The organism is uncultured Sneathiella sp. (assembly GCF_963976355.1).
GTDB lineage: Bacteria > Pseudomonadota > Alphaproteobacteria > Sneathiellales > Sneathiellaceae > Sneathiella.
Genome location: NZ_CAXBKA010000003.1, coordinates 465,919 through 487,972, shown reverse-complemented (window position 1 = coordinate 487,972; position 22,054 = coordinate 465,919). Strand labels below are relative to the sequence as shown.

At 58.3% G+C, this 22,054-nt stretch carries 25 protein-coding genes; 18 read left to right on the top strand and 7 right to left on the bottom strand.

Annotated features, from left to right (window positions below; genetic code table 11):
- Positions 1–3 precede the first annotated feature (3 nt).
- Positions 4–306, bottom strand: a complete 303-nt coding sequence (locus AAC599_RS09525) for a DUF1330 domain-containing protein (RefSeq protein ID WP_340150167.1) — start codon at positions 304–306, stop codon at positions 4–6.
- Here AAC599_RS09525 and AAC599_RS09520 point away from each other — a divergent pair.
- The 4 genes from AAC599_RS09520 (at position 306) to AAC599_RS09505 (ending at position 3,170) form a co-directional block, all read left to right on the top strand.
- Complete coding sequence (locus tag AAC599_RS09520; protein ID WP_340150166.1) at positions 306–1,154, top strand: enoyl-CoA hydratase/isomerase family protein; 849 nt, start codon at positions 306–308, stop codon at positions 1,152–1,154. The genes AAC599_RS09525 and AAC599_RS09520 overlap by 1 nt on opposite strands.
- A 166-nt stretch (positions 1,155–1,320) precedes the next feature.
- On the top strand, positions 1,321–1,677 hold the full coding sequence (locus AAC599_RS09515) for a hypothetical protein (RefSeq protein ID WP_340150165.1): 357 nt from the start codon (positions 1,321–1,323) through the stop codon (positions 1,675–1,677).
- Positions 1,678–1,715: 38 nt separating this feature from the next.
- Positions 1,716–2,273, top strand: a complete 558-nt coding sequence (locus tag AAC599_RS09510) for a hypothetical protein (RefSeq protein ID WP_340150164.1) — start codon at positions 1,716–1,718, stop codon at positions 2,271–2,273.
- A gap of 81 nt (positions 2,274–2,354) precedes the next feature.
- On the top strand, positions 2,355–3,170 hold the full coding sequence (locus AAC599_RS09505) for an alpha/beta hydrolase (protein WP_340150163.1): 816 nt from the start codon (positions 2,355–2,357) through the stop codon (positions 3,168–3,170).
- A 13-nt stretch (positions 3,171–3,183) separates the two neighbouring features.
- Here AAC599_RS09505 and AAC599_RS09500 read toward each other — a convergent pair whose 3' ends face one another.
- Both AAC599_RS09500 and AAC599_RS09495 read right to left on the bottom strand, forming a co-directional pair.
- Positions 3,184–3,948 carry an SDR family oxidoreductase gene (locus AAC599_RS09500; protein WP_340150162.1) on the bottom strand — a complete coding sequence of 255 codons (765 nt, stop codon included), beginning with the start codon at positions 3,946–3,948 and terminating at the stop codon, positions 3,184–3,186.
- Positions 3,949–4,007: 59 nt separating this feature from the next.
- Positions 4,008–5,201, bottom strand: a complete 1,194-nt coding sequence (locus AAC599_RS09495) for an acyl-CoA dehydrogenase (protein WP_340150161.1) — start codon at positions 5,199–5,201, stop codon at positions 4,008–4,010.
- A 158-nt stretch (positions 5,202–5,359) separates the two neighbouring features.
- Between AAC599_RS09495 and AAC599_RS09490 the strand changes: the two genes are divergently transcribed.
- Positions 5,360–5,614 (top strand): hypothetical protein, encoded by a 255-nt coding sequence (locus tag AAC599_RS09490; RefSeq protein ID WP_340150160.1) that lies wholly within the window; start codon positions 5,360–5,362, stop codon positions 5,612–5,614.
- A 17-nt stretch (positions 5,615–5,631) separates the two neighbouring features.
- Here the strand turns inward: AAC599_RS09490 and AAC599_RS09485 are convergent, their stop codons facing one another.
- Both AAC599_RS09485 and AAC599_RS09480 read right to left on the bottom strand, forming a co-directional pair.
- Positions 5,632–7,257, bottom strand: a complete 1,626-nt coding sequence (locus AAC599_RS09485; RefSeq protein ID WP_340150159.1) for a phosphoethanolamine--lipid A transferase — start codon at positions 7,255–7,257, stop codon at positions 5,632–5,634.
- Between the two features lie 177 nt (positions 7,258–7,434).
- Positions 7,435–7,875, bottom strand: a complete 441-nt coding sequence (locus AAC599_RS09480; RefSeq protein ID WP_340150158.1) for a MucR family transcriptional regulator — start codon at positions 7,873–7,875, stop codon at positions 7,435–7,437.
- A 700-nt stretch (positions 7,876–8,575) separates the two neighbouring features.
- Here AAC599_RS09480 and glyA point away from each other — a divergent pair.
- The 10 genes from glyA to AAC599_RS09430 all read left to right on the top strand — a co-directional run bounded on the left by glyA (position 8,576) and on the right by AAC599_RS09430 (position 17,098).
- The gene (glyA, locus tag AAC599_RS09475) at positions 8,576–9,871 is read left to right on the top strand and encodes a serine hydroxymethyltransferase (protein ID WP_340150157.1); all 1,296 of its coding nucleotides are present in this window, start codon (positions 8,576–8,578) and stop codon (positions 9,869–9,871) included.
- Between the two features lie 50 nt (positions 9,872–9,921).
- On the top strand, positions 9,922–10,389 hold the full coding sequence (nrdR, locus tag AAC599_RS09470; RefSeq protein WP_293958581.1) for a transcriptional regulator NrdR: 468 nt from the start codon (positions 9,922–9,924) through the stop codon (positions 10,387–10,389).
- 29 nt (positions 10,390–10,418) lie between these two features.
- Positions 10,419–11,534 carry a bifunctional diaminohydroxyphosphoribosylaminopyrimidine deaminase/5-amino-6-(5-phosphoribosylamino)uracil reductase RibD gene (ribD, locus tag AAC599_RS09465; protein WP_340150156.1) on the top strand — a complete coding sequence of 372 codons (1,116 nt, stop codon included), beginning with the start codon at positions 10,419–10,421 and terminating at the stop codon, positions 11,532–11,534.
- A 5-nt stretch (positions 11,535–11,539) separates the two neighbouring features.
- Complete coding sequence (locus tag AAC599_RS09460; protein ID WP_340150155.1) at positions 11,540–12,136, top strand: riboflavin synthase; 597 nt, start codon at positions 11,540–11,542, stop codon at positions 12,134–12,136.
- Positions 12,133–13,245: a 3,4-dihydroxy-2-butanone-4-phosphate synthase gene (gene ribB / locus AAC599_RS09455; protein ID WP_340150154.1), complete on the top strand. Its 1,113-nt coding sequence runs from the start codon at positions 12,133–12,135 to the stop codon at positions 13,243–13,245. The genes AAC599_RS09460 and ribB overlap by 4 nt, the downstream gene beginning before the upstream one ends.
- A 3-nt stretch (positions 13,246–13,248) precedes the next feature.
- On the top strand, positions 13,249–13,713 hold the full coding sequence (locus tag AAC599_RS09450; protein WP_340150153.1) for a 6,7-dimethyl-8-ribityllumazine synthase: 465 nt from the start codon (positions 13,249–13,251) through the stop codon (positions 13,711–13,713).
- The gene (gene nusB, locus AAC599_RS09445) at positions 13,710–14,189 is read left to right on the top strand and encodes a transcription antitermination factor NusB (protein ID WP_293958572.1); all 480 of its coding nucleotides are present in this window, start codon (positions 13,710–13,712) and stop codon (positions 14,187–14,189) included. Before AAC599_RS09450 ends, nusB begins: the two co-directional genes overlap by 4 nt.
- A 1-nt stretch (position 14,190) precedes the next feature.
- The gene (gene thiL, locus AAC599_RS09440) at positions 14,191–15,189 is read left to right on the top strand and encodes a thiamine-phosphate kinase (protein WP_340150152.1); all 999 of its coding nucleotides are present in this window, start codon (positions 14,191–14,193) and stop codon (positions 15,187–15,189) included.
- A 106-nt stretch (positions 15,190–15,295) separates the two neighbouring features.
- Positions 15,296–15,859, top strand: a complete 564-nt coding sequence (locus AAC599_RS09435) for a DUF4865 family protein (protein WP_340150151.1) — start codon at positions 15,296–15,298, stop codon at positions 15,857–15,859.
- An 81-nt stretch (positions 15,860–15,940) separates the two neighbouring features.
- Positions 15,941–17,098: an MFS transporter gene (locus AAC599_RS09430; protein WP_340150150.1), complete on the top strand. Its 1,158-nt coding sequence runs from the start codon at positions 15,941–15,943 to the stop codon at positions 17,096–17,098.
- Between the two features lie 33 nt (positions 17,099–17,131).
- On the opposite strand, the gene ppa is transcribed toward AAC599_RS09430, so the two are convergent.
- The gene (gene ppa / locus AAC599_RS09425) at positions 17,132–17,653 is read right to left on the bottom strand and encodes an inorganic diphosphatase (protein ID WP_340150149.1); all 522 of its coding nucleotides are present in this window, start codon (positions 17,651–17,653) and stop codon (positions 17,132–17,134) included.
- Positions 17,654–17,924: 271 nt separating this feature from the next.
- Between ppa and AAC599_RS09420 the strand changes: the two genes are divergently transcribed.
- The gene (locus tag AAC599_RS09420) at positions 17,925–20,030 is read left to right on the top strand and encodes a sodium-translocating pyrophosphatase (protein ID WP_340150148.1); all 2,106 of its coding nucleotides are present in this window, start codon (positions 17,925–17,927) and stop codon (positions 20,028–20,030) included.
- A gap of 201 nt (positions 20,031–20,231) precedes the next feature.
- Entirely contained in the window at positions 20,232–20,756 is a 525-nt protein-coding gene (locus tag AAC599_RS09415; RefSeq protein WP_340150147.1) for a DUF6622 family protein, read from the top strand.
- Positions 20,757–20,791: 35 nt separating this feature from the next.
- Here the strand turns inward: AAC599_RS09415 and bamE are convergent, their stop codons facing one another.
- On the bottom strand, positions 20,792–21,244 hold the full coding sequence (gene bamE, locus AAC599_RS09410) for an outer membrane protein assembly factor BamE (RefSeq protein WP_340150146.1): 453 nt from the start codon (positions 21,242–21,244) through the stop codon (positions 20,792–20,794).
- A gap of 164 nt (positions 21,245–21,408) precedes the next feature.
- Here bamE and AAC599_RS09405 point away from each other — a divergent pair, with 164 nt between their 5' ends.
- Positions 21,409–21,966, top strand: coding sequence for a ubiquinol-cytochrome C chaperone family protein (locus AAC599_RS09405; RefSeq protein ID WP_340150145.1), 558 nt, complete (start codon positions 21,409–21,411; stop codon positions 21,964–21,966).
- The last annotated feature ends 88 nt before the right edge of the window (positions 21,967–22,054 follow it).

Below are 22,054 nucleotides of genomic sequence, written 5' to 3'. Positions count from 1 at the left end.
CGCCTACCAGAGCGGCTTATCCAGCCCTTCAAGCAGAACAAACTGCCCTTCGGCGGCGTCCTTGCGGGCGTCGCGCGCCTTGCCATATTCCGGGCTGTCATAGAAGGCCTTCGCCGCCGCCATATCCGGGAATTGCAGCAGCACGACCCGGCGGGTCTCCTCCGGTCCCTCAACCGTTTCCATGGCGCCGCCGCGCGTCAGATACTGCCCGCCATATTTTTTAATGGCGATCGGCGCGAGAGATTTATAGACTTCATACTGTTCCGGGTCCTTCACGGTAATCCGGGCGATGACATAGGCGGCCATTGATCGTTCCTTTCCGGGGGTCTGGCGTCAGAAGAACAATAAGGGAAAAAACCATGAGCTACAAATATGTTTCGGTCGAGAAAAAGGGCCGCATCGCCACCGTGCGTTTTGATCGCGGGATTGACGTGAACGCCATGTCGGTCGAGCTGATGAAGGAACTGCTGGCCGTCGCCCGCGCCTTCGAGGGGGACACGGAGACAAACGCCATCATCCTCACCGGCAATGCGAAAAACTTCACCGTCGGGTTCGATCTCAAGGACGCGGCGCTGAAAGAGCGGATGGAGGCCGGGCTCATGGACAAGAAGGAGATGCTCGCCGTCGGCCCGCGCATGTGCAAGGCGTGGGAGGAACTGGCGCCGATGACCATCGTCGCGGTGGAGGGATACTGCATCGGCGGCGGGGTCGCGCTCAGCGTCGCCTGCGATATGCGCATAGCCGGACGGAGCGCCAAATTCTACGTGCCCGAGATCAAGAACGGCATGAATATGAGCTGGCAGTCCGTGCCGCGCATGGTCAATCTCATCGGGCCGGCGCGCACCAAGCAGCTCTGCATCATCGCCGACATCATCGGCGCCGAGGAGGCCGCGAAATGGGGCCTGGTCGAGGAACTGGCGGAGGATGGCGGCGCCTATGCGCTCGCCCTTGAATATGCGGAGAAAATCGCCGCCCGCCCGCCGCTCCCCGTCCGCATGATCAAGCAGGGCGCCTCCGTCGCGGCCGGCGCGCTCAACCACGCGGTGAGCTTTATGGACATCGACCAATACGCCCTCACCAACGCCTCCGAAGACTATGTCGAGGGCATCCAGGCCTTCCTCGAAAAACGCGACCCCGAGTTTAAGGGGCGGTGAGGGGGTGAGTTGACTAGCTGACGATTAGTGTCTGGAAATGGAAAAGCAGCTTTAAATAGGATTTACTTTTATGAAATTCTAATATATAATACAAGCCAAGGTAGATTCTAATAGCGATTTGGGGATTGCTTTGAATAACCCGTCTACACCCGTTAAGTGCGAGAAAATGTATAATGCTGGTATGACATGTACACAGCATAGAGATGATCAAGACTCACTGATTATTGAGAAAATTCCATTTTTAAAGCGTCTTTGGATAATATTTCTCGGTGGAGTCGTTGCTATCGTAGCCCAAATGATGGTTAAAGGGCATCTCTCATATGATAAGCTAAAATTATCAGATAATAAAGAAGGCCTATTGGTAGGCTCAATACCTTTGCTTTTCGTGTGCTTAGTCATGAGTTATTTTGCCGCTCACGCTAAAGAAACAAGCATTGGTAAATACGCGCTAACCGGAATTGGGGGTATGGCGGTTATTGGCGGCGTGGGTTTGGAGTTCATTTTAGCACAATTATTTAAGTAAATTTGAAAGCAGATATGAATTCATATAGGAACATTGCTTTGAAAAAAATGCTTCCAGTTATTTTCGCCCTAATGTTGTCGTGGGTCACTACCGACGCAGTTGCAGAAGAAGGGACTGTTTTAGATTTAACAAGTCCTTACATGCGCGATGCGGCTGCAATTTATCAGCCCCATGGAACATGGAGGCAGCTAAAATATCTTGCGGCAGTATATGCAAAGCCGAGCGAGTTGACCAATGTGGATATTTCTTACTTTTATCCCGTTTCAGAAGTTAGTGGCGATATTGTAGAGGCTTTGCAAATTGCAGGAAAGTTGCACGGAGTTGGGTACGGTGTTCAATTGCAAGACGGAAATACCGTCGTATATTCTCCAAATGTAGCGAATAGTATAACTGAAAAGATAGCTATGAATTTAAATAATTCCATCAACATTGTTAGTAGTGAGAGAATTCCAGAATTAGAAAAGCTGATGAAAGATTCTGGCGTTTCAGTAGCAGTAATAAGCAATTGGAACGACAAAGTTTGGACGGCCAGTGAGACGCCGCAACTTATTGATTATATTATTGAAAATTCGGATAAAAGCACAATAAATAAGTAAGCAGACTTTTGTTTGTAAAAAAATCTTAATGCAGGGACGGAAATGCTGTCATTTTGTAATTAAGAACAGTAAAACACTCCCATGACACTCCGCCGTAAAATATTTCGTTGGCTTGCTGCCCTTGTGATGCTCTTTGTGGTGATCCCTTTTACGGGGATTTATTTTGCGCAAGGGGCGATTGTGTTTCCCGTGCCCAAGAGGGACGGGGCGCCGCGGCCCGATGGCGGGTTCGAGGCGGTGACGATCTCGACCCCCGACGGGGAGCGGCTCAACGCCTTCTACCATCCGCCGGGCGAGAAGAAGGCGAGCATCCTCGTCTTTCATGGCAATGCCGAGACGGCGATTAACCAGATCGGGCGCGGCAAGATCCTCTCCGATGCTGGTTTCGGCGTGCTGCTCGTCGAGTTTCGCGGCTATGGCGGCAGCACCGGCACGCCGACGGAGGCGGGGGTGATCACGGACGGGCTCGCGTCCTATGATTTCCTGAAAGGTGAGACGGAGGGGCCGATCGGCATTCTCGCCCATTCGCTCGGCACCGGGGCGGCGCTCCCCGTCGCGGAAGCGCGGGAGGTGTTTGCGGTGGCGCTCGAAAGTCCCTTCACCTCGCTCCTCGCCATCGCCCGTTATCGGGTCGGCTGGATGCCGGGCTTTGATTTCATGGTGCGATATCCCTTCCGCAATGACGAGATCATCGGCGATATCACCGCCCCGATCCTCATCATCCATGGCACGGAGGACAGGGTGATCCCCTTCGCGGAGGGGGAGAAGCTCGCGACCCTCGCGCCGCCCGGCACCGCCTTCATCAAGATCGAGGGCGCCGGCCATAACAATCTCGGCCAGCATGGCGACATGACGATCGTCCGCAAATTCTTCCAGAGGGAACTGGCCGCCGAGTAAGGCGGCCGTCCGGTTATTTCACATAGGCGTCGCGGAGTTTGCGCATGCCTTTCAGCCAGCGGTCATAGTCGCCCGCTTTTCGCATGATATATTCGCGGACCTGCGGATGGGGGAGGATGAGGAATTCCTCCTTGTCCATGGTGTCGACCACGCAATCGGCGAGCTGTTCCGGCTCCAGCACCCCGTCGACCGAGGCAACGCCGTCAAGGCGGCTGGCCGTCATCGCCGTGCGCACGGACTGCGGGCAGAGGACGGAGACGCAGATGCCCTTGTCGCCATAGCGGATCGAGAGGGTCTCGGCGAAGGCGACCGCCGCATGTTTCGTGGTGGCGTAGGTGGCGCTGTCGACCTGGGAGAGCAGCCCGGCGGCGGAGGCGGTGTTGACCAGATAGCCGCCGCCGTTCGCAATCATCTTCTTCACCACCGCGCGGGCGGCATAGACATGGGCCATCACATGGATATCCCAGTTGAGCTGCCAGATATCGTCCTCGGTTTCCTCCCATCCGTAGCGGGCGATCCCGGCGTTGGAGACGAAGATGTCGATGGGGCCGAACGCCTCCTCCGATTTCGCCACGACATTCTGGATATCGGCTTCGCGTGCGACATTGCAATGCACCGCCAGGCCGTTCACCGATTTCGCCACCTCGTTGAGCGGCCCTTCCTGCATGTCGGCGACGGTAATGCCCTTCGCCCCCTCCGCATGGAAGCGCTCCGCCAATGCCTTGCCAATGCCGCTTGCCCCGCCCGTGATGACGATATTCTTGCCCGCAATTTTCATCTTTTCCTCCCGCAGCTTATTGCTGTTCTGGTTTGTCAGGAGGTGATTGTGGCGTTATTTCACGCGCCGGTAAAGGACTGAATGCCGGTCTGGGCGCGGCCCAGGATCAGCGCATGCACATCATGGGTGCCCTCATAGGTGTTGACGGCCTCCAGATTCATGACATGGCGGATGACGTGATACTCGTCCGAGATGCCGTTGCCACCATGCATGTCGCGGGCAACCCGCGCGATATCAAGGGCCTTGCCGCAAGAGTTGCGCTTGATCAGCGAGATCATTTCCGGCGCCGCGCGGCCTTCGTCCTTCAGATGGCCGACGCGCAGGCAGCTTTGCAGGCCAAGGGAGATTTCCGTCTGCATGTCGGCGAGCTTCTTCTGGATGAGCTGGTTGGCGGCCAGCGGTCGGCCGAACTGCTTGCGGTCCATGGTGTATTGCAGCGCCGCCTGCCAGCAGAACTCCGCTGCACCAAGCGCGCCCCAGGCAATGCCATAGCGGGCGTTGTTGAGGCAGCCGAATGGACCGCCGAGGCCCTTGATATTGGGCAGCAGATTTTCTTCCGGCACGAAGACATTGTCCATGACAATCTCGCCGGTGATGGAGGCGCGCAAGCTGAATTTCCCCTCGATCTTCGGGGCGGAGAGACCCTCCATGCCTTTTTCCAGCACGAAGCCGCGGATCACGCCGTCATCGGTCTTGGCCCAGACGACGAAAACATCGGCGACGGGGGAGTTGGTGATCCACATCTTGGCGCCGCTGACGCGATAGCCGCCATCGACGGATTTCGCCCGTGTTACCATGGAGCCGGGGTCGGAGCCGTGATCGGGCTCGGTCAGGCCGAAGCAGCCGATCCACTCGCCGGTCGCCAGCTTCGGCAGGTATTTCTCGCGCTGCGCTTCCGTGCCATAGGCGTGGATGGGATGCATGACGAGGCTCGACTGCACGCTCATCATCGAGCGATAGCCGCTGTCGACCCGCTCCACCTCGCGCGCGACCAGGCCGTAGGATACATAGCCAAGACCCGCGCAGCCATACCCCTCGATCGTGGAGCCCAGCAGGCCAAGCTCGCCCATCTCGGTGAAGATCGCCCGGTCGAAGGTCTCATGGCGGTTCGCCTCCAGCACCCGCGCCATCAGCTTGTCCTGACAGTAATCACGGGCGGTATCGCGGACCAGCCGTTCCTCTTCGGTCAGCTGGTCATCCAGCAAAAACGGGTCTACGGGGTCAAAGACGGGTTTGGATGAGGCACTGCCCATGGGTATTCTCCAGCATTTAATAATTGTTTTTGGTCAAGGAGGTGACTTTTCCCCGTCTGTTTAGCCGTTTTGCGCTGCAACATCAATATGCTTCATGCTGATTTCGGCGATATGTGTTAGGCTCGGTATCAGTTTCATAAGGATCAGGCGGGCGGGACATGGCGTCGGAAGAGAGCAGGGGCGAATATATAGTCGAGTTCCAGCAGCATGGCGCGTCCGTCAAGGTGTCGGTGATCGACCCGGTAACGATGACCGAGGTGTCCATCGTCGGCCCGCGCTCCGCCGGTCAGGAGGAGTTGCAGCGCGCCGCCCTTGCGAAACTGCATTATGTAATGAAGAAGAAGGCGGGCGGCGCGAAACCGGACGACACGCCCGCGCAACCGCCGCAGAAAAAGCCCGGCATTATCGTCTAGAGTCCGTCTTTCCGCCGTCAGTGGGGATAGTTCTCCGGCTTCATGGGCAGGACCGTCTCGCCGCTGGCCAGGCGGTTGTCATCGACGATAATCTCGAACATCTGCAGCAGGATCTTGCTGAAATCGTCATGGGTCAACGGCGCGTCCGTGAGCGGGCGAAGCTGGGCCTCGTCAATATCGGAGTTTTTGCCGGCCCAGACGATGAAGGGAACATGGGTCTGGGCCTCCGGCGCGACCATATAGGGCATCCCGTGCAGGTAAACCCCCATTTCCCCAAGGGATTCGCCGTGATCGCTTAAATAGATCATCGATGTCTCATAACGATCCTGCTTGCTTTCCAGCAGTGAGATGACGGAATCGAGGAAGTAGTCTGTATAGAGGATGGTGTTGTCATAGGCGTTGATAATATCGGCATCGGCGCAGGTGCCCAGCTCTTTCGACTGGCAATCCGGGGTGAAGGCGGCAAACTCATCCGGGTAGCGTTTGAAATAGGCGGGGCCATGGCTGCCGATCTGATGCAGGACAATCAGGATATCGCCGTCCTGCCCCGCGATATACTCTTCCAGACCGCTCAACATGCCGATATCGCGGCATTCCTCCGCATCGCACACCGGGTTCCTGTCAGGATCGTTGAACCGTTCACTGGTCACCCGATCGGCGACGCCCTGCGATCCGGTATTGTTGTCGCGCCAGAGCACGGAAACGCCGGCTTTCGCCAGGACATCCAGCGTATTTTCCGTAAAGCCCGCGCGGTCGATGGCAAAATCCGACCGGTTGTCGAGGGAGAACATGCAGGGCAGGGACACGCCCGTCGAGGTGCCGCAGGACTGCATATTGCGAAAAGAGACCAGATGGTCACGCTTTGAGAGTTTCGGCGTGGTCTGGCGTTCATAGCCGTTGAGGCCGAAATGATCGGCGCGCGCCGTCTCCCCGATAACGACGATGACAAGTTCATGCGAGGCATCTTCCGGGGGAATGTTCGCCGACTTGACCCTAGCCTCGAACGTCGTGTCCAGCGTGCTGCCCGTGTCGACGGCGAGCTTGACCGCGGAGTAGATGGGATGGGTCGGATTGGTGAAATACCGGAGCGGCTTATGCTCGCGGAACAGGCTGGCGTAGCTGTCGCCGAACGGGGCGATGCTGAGCGCGGCGACAAGCAGGGAGAGAGCGGCGGTCCCGGCGAGCCTTCCCTGCCGTATCAGGATTCTCGACGGTTTGAGGGGAATAAGAAAAACCGCAATCGTCGGCACGGCGCCGAGCAGCATAACCCTGAGGACAAGGCCCCAGTTCAGCAGATCGAAGGCTTCATCCGTCGTGGTAACGAAAACATTCCGGATCATTTCCTTGTCGATGGCGATGCCGAGCGTGTCGCTGAAATACCCGGCGACCGATCCGGTGATCAGTAATATTGCCGCGACAATCCGCGTCGGCAGGAAGAAGCCGAGAATGGTGGCCATCAGCATGATGGCGCAGAGCAGTAGAACGCCCTGGGATATCAGAAAGGGCCAGTACTCACCGAAACTGTATATGGCGGCGGTCTGCTGGAAGAACTGGATATTCCCGGTGATCGCAAGAAAAGCGGAAACCGTCCAGAGCATGGTGCTTGGGCTTAAGGAGAAGCGTTGCTTCAAAATCTGGGGCATGACGATCACGCTATGTCAGGGCGGCATAAAAAAGGGACCGGAATTGACGCCGGTTGAACCCTTATATGATACTCTGACCCCTGCATACAAGCAGCATGCAAGCGGCATTATGACGCGCCGACCGGTTGTGGTCCGGCAACGTCATAAATTTTTTTTTATTCCGGCCGCTTTTTCGGTTTAGGCCGACTTTTTTTTGCGTCCGAGGCCGAATTCCTTGGCAAATTGCGACCGGCGCTTCGCATAAGCGGGGGCGACCATCGGATAGTCCGGGGGCAGATTCCACTTGGCGCGATAGTCGTCCGGAGTCATGTCGTAATTCGACCTGAGGTAGCGTTTCAGCATTTTCAGCTGCTTGCCGTCCTCAAGACAGACAAGATAGTCATTCTGTACGGATCGTTTAACGGGAACAGCGGGCTTAAGGTCTGATTCTTCAACCACTTGTTTGGAATCCAGTGATGAAAGCGACGTATAAACCGACTTGATGATTTCGACCAATTCTGAATTTTCAAGCTGGTTATTGCTGACATATGCGGCTGTAATATCCGCTGTCATCCTTAACAGCTCTTCCCGTTCAGATTGGGTTTGGGGAACCCCCTCGTTAGGTAAAGATTGTGCCATTTATTATAATTTCACTCATGTTTTGGTGCCGATAAGTAGTCTCTACATGTTATGAAATGACCTAAATGTCAATACTTGCAAATGCGAGTGAATAGGAAATTGATGTAAAAAATCACTGCTTTTTATGTACTCAGCAGGAAATATTGTGCAGTATCCGGCGTTGGATTGGTCAGCCAATAATTAAAAATCGAATCATTAGTTGCTGCCGGACATGGATTTCTGTCAATTCCTTAGAATAAATCCAGATTTAGTCAGAAAAAAGATTGGATAGTGATATTTTTTGGGCAATTTTAGAAATCGCTTGTATATAACAGGAAAGAAGATTTCGGATTTCTCTCGTGGAAGTTTACTTTGCGCGAGAATTTACATTGAACGGTTTAGGGCGGATGAGGGGATGGTGCCGGATTTCGGTATTGGAGCTCCTTTGGGATATGCCCGTAAAAAAGCTTCCCGAAAAAGGCTGTTTGGCACAGGGTTTTTCTAGGCAGTCCGGCCATCCTGTGCTATCCAACCGGCGCGAATTCCGCGCAGGGGCAAAATGCGGCGTCGAATATTGATTTTGCCGGTCTTCTGCGTGCGCGTGGCGATGGAAACCGGGCCGGATCGGGAGTGCATGTCCCCGGCGGCCCCCTCGGATTATCAGGTGACGCCGGGATTTCTGGTCTCAAGCTCCCGGCCCGAAATTAGGAGTTCTTTACAGATGACGATACAAAGTGCCGAGCTGGCCAGCTTCTTCAAGGCCGATCTTGAACGGAATGATCCCGATGTTTTTCGTGCCATCGGGCTGGAACTCGGACGTCAGCGGGACCAGATCGAGCTGATCGCCTCGGAAAATATCGTCAGCCCCGCCGTTATGGCGGCGCAGGGCTCGGTGCTCACCAATAAATATGCCGAGGGTTATCCCGGCCGCCGCTATTATGGTGGCTGCGAATATGTGGATATCGTCGAGGAACTGGCGATTGACCGCGCCAAGGAGCTGTTCGGCTGCGGTTTCGCGAATGTCCAGCCCAACTCCGGCTCGCAGGCCAACCAGGGCGCCTTTATGGCGCTGATCAAGCCGGGCGATACCATCCTCGGCTTGTCGCTCGCCGCCGGGGGCCACCTGACCCATGGCGCGGCGCCGAACCAGTCCGGCAAATGGTTCAACGCCGTGCAGTACGGCGTCAATAAAGAGACACACCAGATTGACCTTGATGAGGTCCGCGCCCTCGCCAGGGAACATCAGCCGAAAATGATCATCGCCGGCGGCTCCGCCTATCCGCGGCATATCGATTTCGCGACCTTCCGCCAGATCGCCGATGAGGTCGGGGCCTATCTGATGGTCGATATGGCACATTTCGCCGGGCTCGTCGCGGCGGGCGTGCACCCGAGCCCGTTCCCCCATGCGCATATCGTGACGACAACCACTCACAAGACATTGCGCGGCCCCCGTGGTGGCATGATCCTGACCAATGACGAGGCCATCGCCAAGAAAGTGAACTCAGCGATTTTCCCCGGCATTCAGGGCGGTCCGCTGATGCATGTGATCGCGGGCAAGGCCGTTGCCTTTGGCGAGGCGCTGACCCCGGCGTTTAAGACCTATGCCGCGCAGGTGGTGGAAAATGCCGCCGTGCTCGCGAAAACGCTGGTCGGGCATGGCTTCGATATCGTCTCCGGCGGCACCGACACCCATGTGATGCTGGTCGATCTCCGGCCGAAGAAGCTTACCGGCAATATCGCCGAGCATGCGCTTGAAAATGCCAACATCACCTGCAACAAGAACGGCATTCCGTTTGATCCGGAAAAGCCGATGGTGACCTCCGGTGTCCGCCTCGGCACCCCGGCGGCGACAACCCGCGGCTTCGGCACGGCGGAATTCACGAAAGTCGGCGATCTGATCGCCGAAGTCCTTGACGGGCTGGCCGCAAATCCGGAGGATAACGCCACCGTGGAGGAAAAAGTACGCAAGGAAGTCAAGGCCCTGTGTGACGCATTCCCTCTCTATCCGGATATGTAGGATACGGCAGGGGGATGTTGGGATTGATCAGAGAATAAGGGGACGTTCGGATGCGCTGTCCATTTTGCAGTAGTGAAGAAACACAAGTCAAGGATAGCCGACCGACCGAGGATAACACCGCGATCCGGCGGCGGCGGGCCTGCGCGACATGCGGCGCCCGCTTCACCACCTTCGAGCGGGTCCAGCTGCGCGAACTGACGGTGCTGAAAAAGGACGGTCAGCGCAGCGTGTTCGAGCGGGACAAGCTGGAGCGTTCCATCAGCATCGCCACCCGCAAGCGCCCGGTCGATCAGGACCGCATCGACCGCATGATCAACGGCATCGTCCGCCAGCTTGAAAGCAGCGGCGATCAGGAAATCCCGTCGGAGAAAATCGGTGAACTGGTGATGGAGGGGCTGGCACAGCTCGACAGCGTTTCCTATGTCCGCTTCGCCTCCGTCTATAAGGACTTCCGCGAAGCCAAGGATTTCGAAGAATTTATCGGCGAGCTCAGTACCACCGTCCCGACGGAACGCTGAAACCGCCTGACCTTAAAAAGCCGGTATCCATGACTGCTCAGTTTAACAGCCGCGATGAACTCTTTATGCGGGCCGCGCTCCGGCTGGCTGCGCGCGGTCTCGGCCGGGTGGCGCCGAACCCGGCGGTCGGCTGCGTGCTGGTGAAGGACGGGCAGGTGGTCGGTCGCGGCTGGACACAGGATGGTGGCCGCCCGCATGCGGAGGCAATGGCGCTTGCGATGGCCGGGGCGGCGGCAACGGGATCGACGGCCTATGTCACGCTTGAACCCTGCGCCCATCACGGCGAAACCCCGCCCTGCGCCGAGAGCCTGGTGGAGGCCGGGGTGCGCCGGGTGGTCGTTGCGCTGCGCGATCCCGATGAGCGGGTCAACGGCCGTGGCATCCGCATCCTGGAAGAGGCGGGTGTTGACGTGGCGGAAGGGCTGTTTGGTAATGAAGCGGCGGAGCTTAACGCGGGCTTTATTCTGACACGCCTGCATGATCGGCCGCTGATCACTCTTAAAATGGCGACCAGCCTCGATGGCCGGATCGCGACGGCGACAGGCGATTCCAAATGGATCACCGGTACGGCCGCGCGGCGCTATGGCCATATGCTGCGGGCGCAGAACGATGCGATTCTTATCGGCGTCACCACCGCGCTTGTCGACAACCCGGAGCTGACCTGCCGGGTCGACGGGCTGGAACGCTATTCCCCGATCCGCATTGTCGCGGATTCGCGGCTGCGGCTGCCGCTCACCTCGAAGCTGGTGCAGTCTGCTAAACAAGTACCTCTCTGGATTCTTACCATCGCCGGCAATGATGCCGACCGCCTGCAGGCCTTCGCCGATGTCGGCGTGAAGATTATCGAGGTGCCCGCCAATCACAGCGGCCTGCCCGATATGACCGCCGGTCTCAGGGCTTTCGCCAAGGCGGGAATAACGCGAATACTTGTCGAGGGTGGTTCCCATCTTCTGGCAACGCTGATAAAAGATGAACTGGCGGATCGTCTGATGTGGTTTCGCGCGGGCACGATTATCGGCGGGGACGGCATTCCGGCCCTGCAATCCATCGGTCTTGAGAAACTGAAAGACGCACCGCAACTTCGCCTGATCGAGGAACGTCGGCTGGGCGATGATTTACTTGAAAGTTATTTTCTTCGGAACTGAGCAATATGTTTACAGGCATTATCACGGATGTCGGACGGGTGCGCAGGGTTGAAAAAACCGGCGATACCCGCTTTGAAATCGAAACCTCCTATGACACCGATACGATCGATATCGGCGCGTCCATCGCCTGTTCGGGCCCCTGCCTGACCGTGGTTGAGAAAGGCGAGGGCTGGTTCGCCGTCGATGTGTCGGAGGAAACTCTCTCCTGCACCAATCTCGATGACTGGCGGGAAGGAACGAAGATCAATCTGGAGCGGGCGCTCAAAATCGGCGACGAGCTTGGCGGCCATGTGGTCACTGGTCATGTCGATGCGGTGGTGATGGTCCTGCATCAGGAGACAGTCGGCGATTCCACCCGGCTGGTCTTCTCGCTGCCCGCGAAATATGCGGGCCTTGTCGCCGCCAAGGGCTCGATCTGTCTGGACGGCATTTCGCTGACCGTGAATGAAGTCGGTGACGATAGCTTCGGCGTTAATATCATCCCGCATACGCAGGAACATACGACCTTCGGTACCCTGACCGTTGGCCGCCGGATCAATTTTGAAATAGATGTACTGGCGCGCTACGTCGCGCGCATGACTGAGGTAAATAATAAGAAATGAGCTATAAGGAATACCTCTCCTCGACGGAGGAAATCATTGAAGATGCCCGCAACGGCAAGATGTTCGTGCTGGTCGACGCGGAAGACCGCGAGAATGAGGGGGATCTTGTCATCCCCGCGCAGATGGCAACGCCGGAGGCAATCAACTTCATGGCCAAGCATGGCCGCGGGCTGATCTGCCTCTCCATGTCAGAGGAACGGATCAATCATCTCGGCCTGCCGCTGATGGCGCAGGATAACGCCTCCCGCCTGACCACCAATTTCACCGTCTCGATCGAGGCGCGCGAAGGGGTGACCACCGGTATTTCCGCCGCCGACCGCGCCCGCACCATTGCGGTCGCCATCGACCCAACGAAGAAGGCGCAGGATATCGTCTCCCCGGGGCATGTCTTCCCGCTGGTCGCGCGCGAGGGCGGTGTGTTGCGCCGCGCCGGCCATACGGAGGCGGCAGTCGATATCTCCCGCCTTGCCGGGCTGATGCCCGCCGGTGTGATCTGCGAGATCATGAATGACGACGGGACCATGGCGCGGCTGCCCGACCTTGTGAAATTCGCGCAGTTCCATGGCCTCAAAGTCGGCACTATCGCCGACCTGATCGCCTATCGCCGCCGTCACGACAGCCTGATCGAGCGCGAGGTCGAAGCCGATATTTCCAGTAAATACGGCGGCGACTGGAAGATGATCGTCTTCTCCAACAAGCCCGAATATGCAGAGCATGTGGCGCTGGTCAAAGGCGATGTCTCCGGCGAGGAACCGGTGATCGTCCGCATGCATGCGCTCAACCTGCTGGGCGATGTCCTCGGCGAGCTCGATGAGCATCCGGACATCCTCCATGACGCAATGGCGCAGATCGATGCGGCGGGCAAGGGCGTTGTCGTCCTGATCCGCGAGCCGCGGCCGATGGCGCTCTCGGACCGGGTGCGCCGCAAGCTCGGCGAGCCCTTGAAGGAATCGCAGGAGCTGCGCGACTATGGTATCGGTGCCCAGATTCTGATCGACCTCGGGATCAAGAATATGATCCTGCTGTCCAATAACCAGCGCACCGTGGTCGGGCTTGACGGCTATGGCCTCGCGATCACGGAAACCCGCGCCATCGCGAAGAGGGGCTAAAGCATGAGCAGTGAAAAACATGTCCTGATCGTCGAGGCGGATTTCTACCGCGATATCTCCGATGCGCTGCTCGACGGCGCGAAAGAGGTGCTGGAGGCGGCGGGCGCGACCTATGAGATCGTGCAGGTGCCGGGCTGTCTTGAGATTCCGGCGGCCATCCGCTTCGCCCTCCGCTCGATGGAGTTTACCGGCGGGCGGCGGCGCTTCGATGCCTATGTCGCGCTTGGCTGCGTGATCCGCGGGGAAACCTCCCATTACGATACGGTGTCGGAGGAAAGCGCGCGGGCGCTGATGGATCTCTCGACGGATTATTGCATCGCGCTCGGCAATGGCATCATCACCTGCGAGAATGACGAGCAGGCCTGGGCACGGGCCCGCAAGGAAGAGAAGAACAAGGGCGGCGGCGCGGCGGAAGCGGCGCTCGCCATGCTTGGGCTGAAGGAAAAATTCGGGATGTTCCCCAGATGAACGCACGCAGCGAGAAGCGGGGCGACAAGCATAGCCGCCGCACATTGGCCCGGCTCAATGCCGTGCAGGCCCTCTATCAGCTGGAGCATGACAGCAAGTCCCCGCGCGAGGTGGTGGAGGAATTCCTGCTGCATCGCGTCGGCAAGGAGCTGGATGGCGACCAGTTCAAGGATAGCGACAAGCCGCTGTTTGAAGATATCGTCCTCAATACGGCGGCGCGGCAAGAGGAAATAGACGCCCTGATCGCCGCGCGGCTGGAGAAGGACCGCAAGACGGACCGGCTGGAAGTCGTGCTGCGCTGCCTTCTGCGGGCGGCAACCTATGAATTCCTCGCCCGGGTCGATATGCCGGCCAAGGTCCTGATCAAGGAATATATCGGCATCGCCCGGACTTTCTTCACCGGCAAGGAACCGGCGCTGGTCAACGGCGTGCTCGACAAGATTGCGAAAGAGCTGCGCGCCGGCGAATTCGAATAAGATGACAGAGGCGGAGACAGGCAACGGCAACGGCGAATTCGCGCTGATCGACCGGTTGCTGAAACCGCTGGCGGCCGGAACCCCCGCCGCGCTTGACCTCACCGATGATGCGGCGGTGCTTGTCCCGACGCCGGGCCAGGATCTGGTCCTCGCCAAGGATGCCATGGTCGCGGGCGTGCATTTCCTTGAAAACGATCCGGCGGAGGCCGTGGCGCGCAAGCTGCTCCGGGTGAATCTTTCCGACCTTGCGGCCATGGGGGCGACACCGGTCGGCTATCTTCTCGCGACCTTCTGGCCGGAAAAGCTGCCCCGGGACTGGATTGAGGGATTCGTAAGCGGCCTTCAGATGGATCAGGAGGAATTCGGCATCGGCCTTTTGGGCGGGGATACGGTGCGCACGCCGGGCCCGCTCTCGCTGTCGCTAACGGCCATCGGCGAGGTGGCGGCGGGCAAGGCGCTTCGCCGCAACGGGGCAGGCGAGGGCGATCTCATCGTTGTCTCCGGCACGCTCGGGGACGGGGCGCTTGGCCTGCTGGCTCTCAAAGGCGAACTCGGCACCTTAAAGGAAGAGGCGCGGCAGGCGCTTGTCCGGCGCTATCATCTGCCGCAGCCACGGCTTGCGCTTGGCCGCTTGCTGACGGGCAGGGCGACGGCCTGCATCGATATTTCCGACGGCCCGCTCGCCGATATCGGCCATATCGCCAAGGAATCAAACCTTGGCGCCGTGATCGAGTGGGCGCGGGTCCCGCTCTCCGATCCTGCCCGCGAAGTCGTTACTAAAGACAGCCGTCTTCGCGAGGTTGTGCTGACCGGCGGCGATGACTATGAGCTGGCCTTCACCCTGCCGCCCGCGCTGGAAGGAGAGCTTGACGATCTCGCGAAGGATAGCGGCATCGCCCTCACCGTTATTGGCAGGATGACGGCGGGAGAGGGGGTGCGCGTCGTCGATGAAGACGGTTCGGATATGCCCCTCAAGACCCGCGGCTGGCAGCATTTCTGAACCCTTCCGCGATATTGCATAATAGCTATGCGATTCTGTGGGTTGTCATTGTGTCACATTATTGACATATTTCACGAAAATTCGATGTAGTTTATGGGAGAAATGCATGCTGGCGATGCAATACATGGTTCGCTTGCCACAGGATTTTGATACGGCGCAAATGCACAAGCATGTGGCAGCGCGCAGTGGGTTGTTCGACGGCTGTCCGGGACTGCGACATAAATTCTACCTCTATGAATCAGACGAGCATGTCTACGCGCCCTTTTATATCTGGGAGAATGCCCAGTTCGCCCAGGATTTCCTGCTCGACAAGCTGTTCAACGGCGTGATCGAGACCTTTGGCCGCCCGCGGGTGCGGAGCTGGCAGATCATCTCCTTCGATTATGGTCCGGCGCAAGGCAAGACGCCGACCTTCCTTTCCAGTTCCATCGACAAGGTGCCCGCCGGCCGTCCGGTCGGCGAACTGATGCGAAAAGAGAAAGAGCATCATGAAGAGATGCTCTCAACGCCGGGTCTCTATGCGAATATGGTCCTGCTGGATCCGGACCGCTGGGAAAAGGGGCTGTTCAGCCTCTGGCACCGGCAGCAGGACGCGGTGCCTGTCAAGGCCGATTGCGTCTATAGCTACGACATATTAAAGAGTTACCAACCCCTCAAAGGTGCGGCATAAACAGTTTCGTCCGCAAAATAACAACAGTCAGGTAAGGGCGACAGAATGATGGACCGGCGCACCAAGATCAGCATTTTATTGATGTCGGGCTGTCAGGCCCTGATGAACAGCACCACCTCGATCATGATCTCCTCGGCGGCGCTGGCCAGCCTCCTGCTGCTGGGTGATGACAAGTCGCTGGCGACCCTGCCGGTGACGGCGGTGGTGACCGGCACGGCGATTGCGACCATTCCCGCCTCCCTCTTCATGCGGCAGGTGGGGCGCAAGATGGGCTTCATGTTCGGGGCGGTGATCGGCATGACCGGCGCCGCGATCTGCAGCTATGCCATCTGGATCGGCCATTTCTGGGCGTTCGTTTTCGGCGCCATCCTCGTCGGTATGTATACGGCCTTCGGCAACTACTACCGCTTTGCCGCCGTTGACATCGCCGGGGAGAAGAACCGGAGCAAGGCCGTCTCCTATGTGCTGGCGGGCGGGGTGATCGCCGGGTTCATCGGCCCGCAGATCGCCAGCCACAGCAAGGACCTGTTCGCGCCCTTCCTCTATATGGGCTCCTATCTGTCGATCGTCCTGCTCGGCTTTCTTGCGTTGTTGTTTATCAGCTTCGTGAAAATCCCGAAAATGCATATACCGGATCATGAGCAGGCGCAGCGGCCTTTGTCCGAGATCGTGCGCCAGCCGACCTTCATCGTCGCGGTGCTGAGCGCCATGATCGGCTACGGGGTGATGAGCCTGGTGATGACGGCGACGCCGCTCGCCATGGTTGGCTGCGGTCATCAGCCGAGCGATTCCTTCAATGTCATCAGCTGGCATGTGGTCGCCATGTTCGGCCCGAGCTTCTTCACCGGCAACCTGATTTCCCGTTTCGGCGAATACAAGATCATCCTGCTTGGCGCGCTGCTCGGGGTGGTGAGCGTGATCGTTTCCTTAAGCGGGCTGGAACTTGCGAATTTCTATATTGCGCTGGTTCTGCTCGGCCTGTCGTGGAACTTCATGTTCATCGGCGGCACGACGCTGGTGACGACAACCTACAAGCCGTCGGAAACAGCGAAGGTGCAGGGGCTGAATGACTTCCTCGTCTTCGGGACGGTGGCGACGGCCTCTCTCATGAGCGGCCAGCTGCAGGAGCGGTTCGGCTGGGACGTCGTCAACTACGGCGCCCTGCCGCTGCTGGCGGTTGTCATCCTGCTCGCGCTCTGGAGCCTGCGCACGGGCAGCCGCAGGGTCGCGGCGGGATAATCGGCCACCGCGCCGCTGCGGTTTTTCAAAGACTTACTTGGAGACCAGCGCCTTCACGATCATGTCGGAGGCTTCCTCCGCATCGCCCCAGCGCACGATCCGCACCCATTTGTCTTCTTCGAGATCCTTGTAATGCTCGAAGAAATGGGAGATCTGGTCCAGCAGGATGCCGCGCAGGTCGCTGTAATTGCTGATGTTGGAATAGTAGGGGTGAAGGTCGTCCACCGGCACGCTGAGGATTTTCTCGTCCTGTCCGGCCTCGTCCTCCATGATCAGGACACCGACGGGGCGCGCCCGGATGACAGCGCCCGGCATCACCGGGATCGGACCGGCGACCAGCACATCAACCGGATCGCCGTCGTCTGCGAGGGTATGGGGGATGAAACCGTAGTTGCACGGATAGAACATGGCCGTATGCAGGAAGCGGTCGACGAACATGGCGCCGCTCTCCTTCTCGACCTCATATTTTACCGGCACGCCGCCCAGCGGAATTTCGATGACGACATTAACATCCCGGGGCACATCCCGGCCGGCCGGAATTTTAGATATATCCATTACGCGCAGTCTCCTGAAATTGCTGGCGTTGCGATAGCATGTTCCGAAAAAATATGCCACCGGCTAATGGAAAAAAATGCTGAAAAAGCATCCCCTAAATTAGGCAATTCCAATAGCTTGCGAAACCAAAGGTAATCTGGCATTCTACGCCCGACTTTAGTCTAATTTAGCCGAGTTGAATATCCTAGGGGGTACTTGGCGACAACAATAACAACAAAAGTATGGCCATTTTCTTGATGGTTTTTTCGTAACATTGATGGGGAACTAAAGAATGTCAGTAGAATTATGGATACCGATTATCTGCGGGCTGATAGCCTTGGGCTATGGTGCTTATGCAGGTCGGTCGGTTCTGTCACGTGATGCCGGTACCGAAAAGATGCAGCAAATTGCATCCGCCATTCAGGAGGGGGCATCCGCCTATCTGAACCGGCAGTATCTGACCATTGGTCTGGTCGGGATCGTTATATTTATCATCCTGTTCTTCCTGCTCGGCCTGAAAGTGGCCATCGGCTTCCTGATCGGCGCGGTTCTTTCCGGCGCTGCGGGCTTTATCGGCATGCATGTGTCCGTCCGGGCCAACGTCCGTACGGCGGCCGCGGCCTCCAAGAGCCTGAGCGACGGCCTGGATGTGTCCTTCAAGGCGGGCGCGATCACGGGTCTGCTGGTGGTTGGTCTCGCGCTGCTCGCGGTGGCTGGCTACTACGCATATCTGACAGCGGCGGGCGTTGACGGCCGCGATATGGTCAACAGCCTTGTCGCCCTCAGCCTCGGCGCCTCGCTCATCTCCATCTTCGCCCGTCTCGGCGGCGGTATCTTCACCAAGGGCGCCGACGTCGGCGCCGACCTGGTGGGCAAGGTCGAAGCCGGTATCCCCGAGGATGACCCCCGTAACCCGGCGGTGATTGCCGATAACGTGGGCGACAATGTCGGTGACTGCGCCGGTATGGCGGCCGACCTGTTCGAGACCTATGCGGTGACGGTCGTTGCTACCATGGTGCTGGGGTCCATCTATTTTGTGAATGATGTGGCGTTGATGTCCTATCCGCTGATGATCGGCGCGGTCTGCATCATTACCTCCATCATCGGCACCTTCTTCGTCAAGCTCGGTGCGAATAACAGCATCATGGGCGCTCTCTACAAGGGCTTTATCGTGACGACGGTTCTTTCCGCCATCGCGCTTTGGCCTGTCACCATGCTGACCATCGGCATGGATACGGTCTATACGATCGGTGAGAAGGAGTTCACCGGTATGAGCCTGTTCTTCTGCGGCCTTGTCGGGCTGGTGGTCACCGGTCTGCTGATCTGGATCACGGAGTACTATACCTCGACTGAATACCGCCCTGTTCGCAGCATCGCGGCGGCATCGGAGACCGGTCATGGCACGAACGTCATTCAGGGCCTCGCGGTCTCGATGGAGGCAACGGCGGTTCCGGCGATCATCATCTGCGCCGGTATTGTGGTGTCCTATAACTTCGCGGCGCTGTTCGGCATTGCCATCGCGGTGACCACCATGCTGGCGCTGGCCGGGATGATCGTGGCGCTCGATGCTTACGGTCCGGTAACGGATAACGCGGGTGGTATCGCGGAAATGGCGGAAATGGACGAGGATGTCCGCAAGACCACGGACGCGCTCGATGCGGTTGGCAATACGACGAAAGCCGTCACCAAGGGCTATGCTATCGGTTCCGCCGGTCTCGGCGCGCTGGTGCTGTTTGCGGCCTATACGGAAGACCTCAAACATTTCATCAGCGAGGCCACACCGACGGAGTTCAGCTTCTTCCAGGGTGTGACCCTCGATTTCAGCCTGCAGAACCCGTATATTGTGGTCGGCCTGATCCTCGGTGGTCTGCTGCCCTATCTCTTCGGGGCCATGGGCATGATGGCGGTTGGCCGCGCGGCGGGTGCCGTTGTGCGTGAAGTGCGCCGCCAGTTCAAGGAAATCCCCGGGATCATGGAAGGCACCGGCAAGCCGGACTATGGCCGGGCGGTTGACATGCTGACCAAGGCGGCGATCAAGGAAATGATCATTCCGTCCCTGCTGCCGCTGCTCGCCCCGATTGTCGTCTTCTTCTTGATGTATCTGGTGGCGGACAAGTCAGCGGCCTTTGCGACCGTCGGCGCCATGCTGCTCGGCGTGATCATCACCGGCCTGTTCGTCGCGGTCTCCATGACGGCGGGCGGCGGTGCCTGGGATAACGCCAAGAAGTATATCGAGGACGGCAACCACGGCGGCAAGGGCACGGATGCCCACGCCGCGGCGGTGACCGGCGATACGGTCGGCGATCCCTACAAGGATACGGCGGGTCCCGCGGTGAACCCGATGATCAAGATCACAAATATCATCGCGCTTCTGCTGCTGGCGGCGCTGGCTCACTGAGCCCACCGTCAAGCTAGCCTTGCAACGGAAAACCCCCGGTCACTGACCGGGGGTTTTTTTTATTGCCTGTCGTAACGGCGCCCATCTGGTGACGGCGCGCACAGACGGCATCCATTGGCTCACGTATGTTCAATCCGCCATCAATCAGTCCCACGACAGCAGGCATAAACAGGGCGGGACGATGTCGGGAGTTGATGAAGAATGTCGATCATGGACATCATTACCCATACGCCGATCTGGGTCTGGCCGCTTTTTGCCCTTCTTGTCATGAGTGGAATTACCGCGCTTCGCCCGCGGGAAGTGCGACCGGTGCGCATGTTGCTGATTCCGGTATTCTTCTTTGTCTGGGGTCTTTATGCGGTCTTCACGAACTTGCCCGAATGGCCGACTGCGCTGGCGGTGTTTGGCGTCGGACTGGGTGTCGGATTTGGGGTGGGCTGGGGGCTTTTCCGGCTTTATCCCGCCGCCACTTACGACCGGAAGACCCGGCGGGTATGGCGCCCGGGGACGCCATTGACGCTGATTTTCATCATCATCAGCTTCCTGGCGAAATATGCGCTGTCGGTTGTGATTGCCACGAACAAGGCGCTGAGCGCGACGGTTGGATTTTCCGCTTTGTATGGTGCCTCGTCTGGCCTGATAAGCGGCGTCTTCTGGGGCATTATGACCCTTCAGCTGTTGCAGGCCTTCAATTATATTGAACAGGGCGAGCGGTCGCCAGGCTAGGCGGGGTGATCCGGCACCGTGTTGTCTGATGTATATTACTGCCCTTCGCCGGCGGTGTTGAAGCGGCCGAGGTTGCCGAAGAGCTGCTCCAAGAGGCCAAGCTCGCGTCCGCCCGTCGGGGTTTCGCGCTGGACAACCTCGATCTCGCGGCCATCTTCCAGGCTGAGGTCGGCGACTTCCGCAACCACATCGTCGATATTGAACAGGACGATCACGATATTGCGGGATTTCACTTCCTTCTCGAAGAAGGCGTAATGCTCGGTCTTGCTGCTGATATAGTACCAGGCGTCGCCTTCAGTCTGGAAGGTGGCGATGCTGGACGGGGAGCCCATGAGCTGCTGCACGGCATCCTTGTTCGTCACGCCCGTCTCGATCAGCGCCAGCTGCTCCGGATCGAGATGATATCCCTGGTCCATCTTGATGGGCTCGCAGGCGCTGAGCGCGAGGCCGAGAACGGCAATGCAAAGCCCTGTCTTCAATTGTTTCATGGTCACGATGCCCCGGCGCCGCTTTAAGTTGACTATGCGTCGCGAAATGCTTAATTCAGGGACAATAAATGGCTTGCCAGTCGGCAAATGTCAAATTTTCTTGGTATGGCGGCGTCGATATTTTGAAGAAAACGCCGCCGCGTCCGAAGAGCAGGAGCCGCCGAGTGGTCTTTGCAAAATTTTTCCGCCGCAATCCGCAGGAAGCCGCCGCCGCGGCGCTCTATGTGGAAATTGTCCGTCAATCCCGCCAGCCCGCCTTTTACGAGGTCGCTGCCGTCCCCGATACGGTTGACGGCCGGTTCGAGATGATCTCGTTGCATGCCTTCCTCGTCATGCGCCATCTGAAAGGGCAGGGGGAGGCGGCGCAGAAGCTCTCGCAGACCCTGTTCGATCAGATGTTCGCGGATATGGACCAGTCCTTGCGCGAGATTGGCATCGGCGATTTAAGTATCGGCAAGCATATCAAGAAGATGGCCAAGGCATTCTATGGCCGTGTTGCGGCTTATGAGGTAGCGCTGGGCGGTGGCGGGGAATCGCTGGAAACGGCGCTGGAGCGGGATCACTATGGTTCCGTCGAGAATGTCCCTGCGGAGGCGGTTAAGCGCCTTGCCGATTATGTCCGGGCGGCGGATGCACGGCTGGCGGCGGCGGGGCTGGATCCGCTGATGGCCGGGAAAGCGGATTTCGGCGATTTTGACGGGACCGCGAGCGCGGCGTCATAACCGGGGTTTCCGGCGGTTTTTTGCTGCAAAACAGCGCTTTTCCGGGAAATGACAAAAGCCATTGACCGCGCGCATCTAAACCAGTATT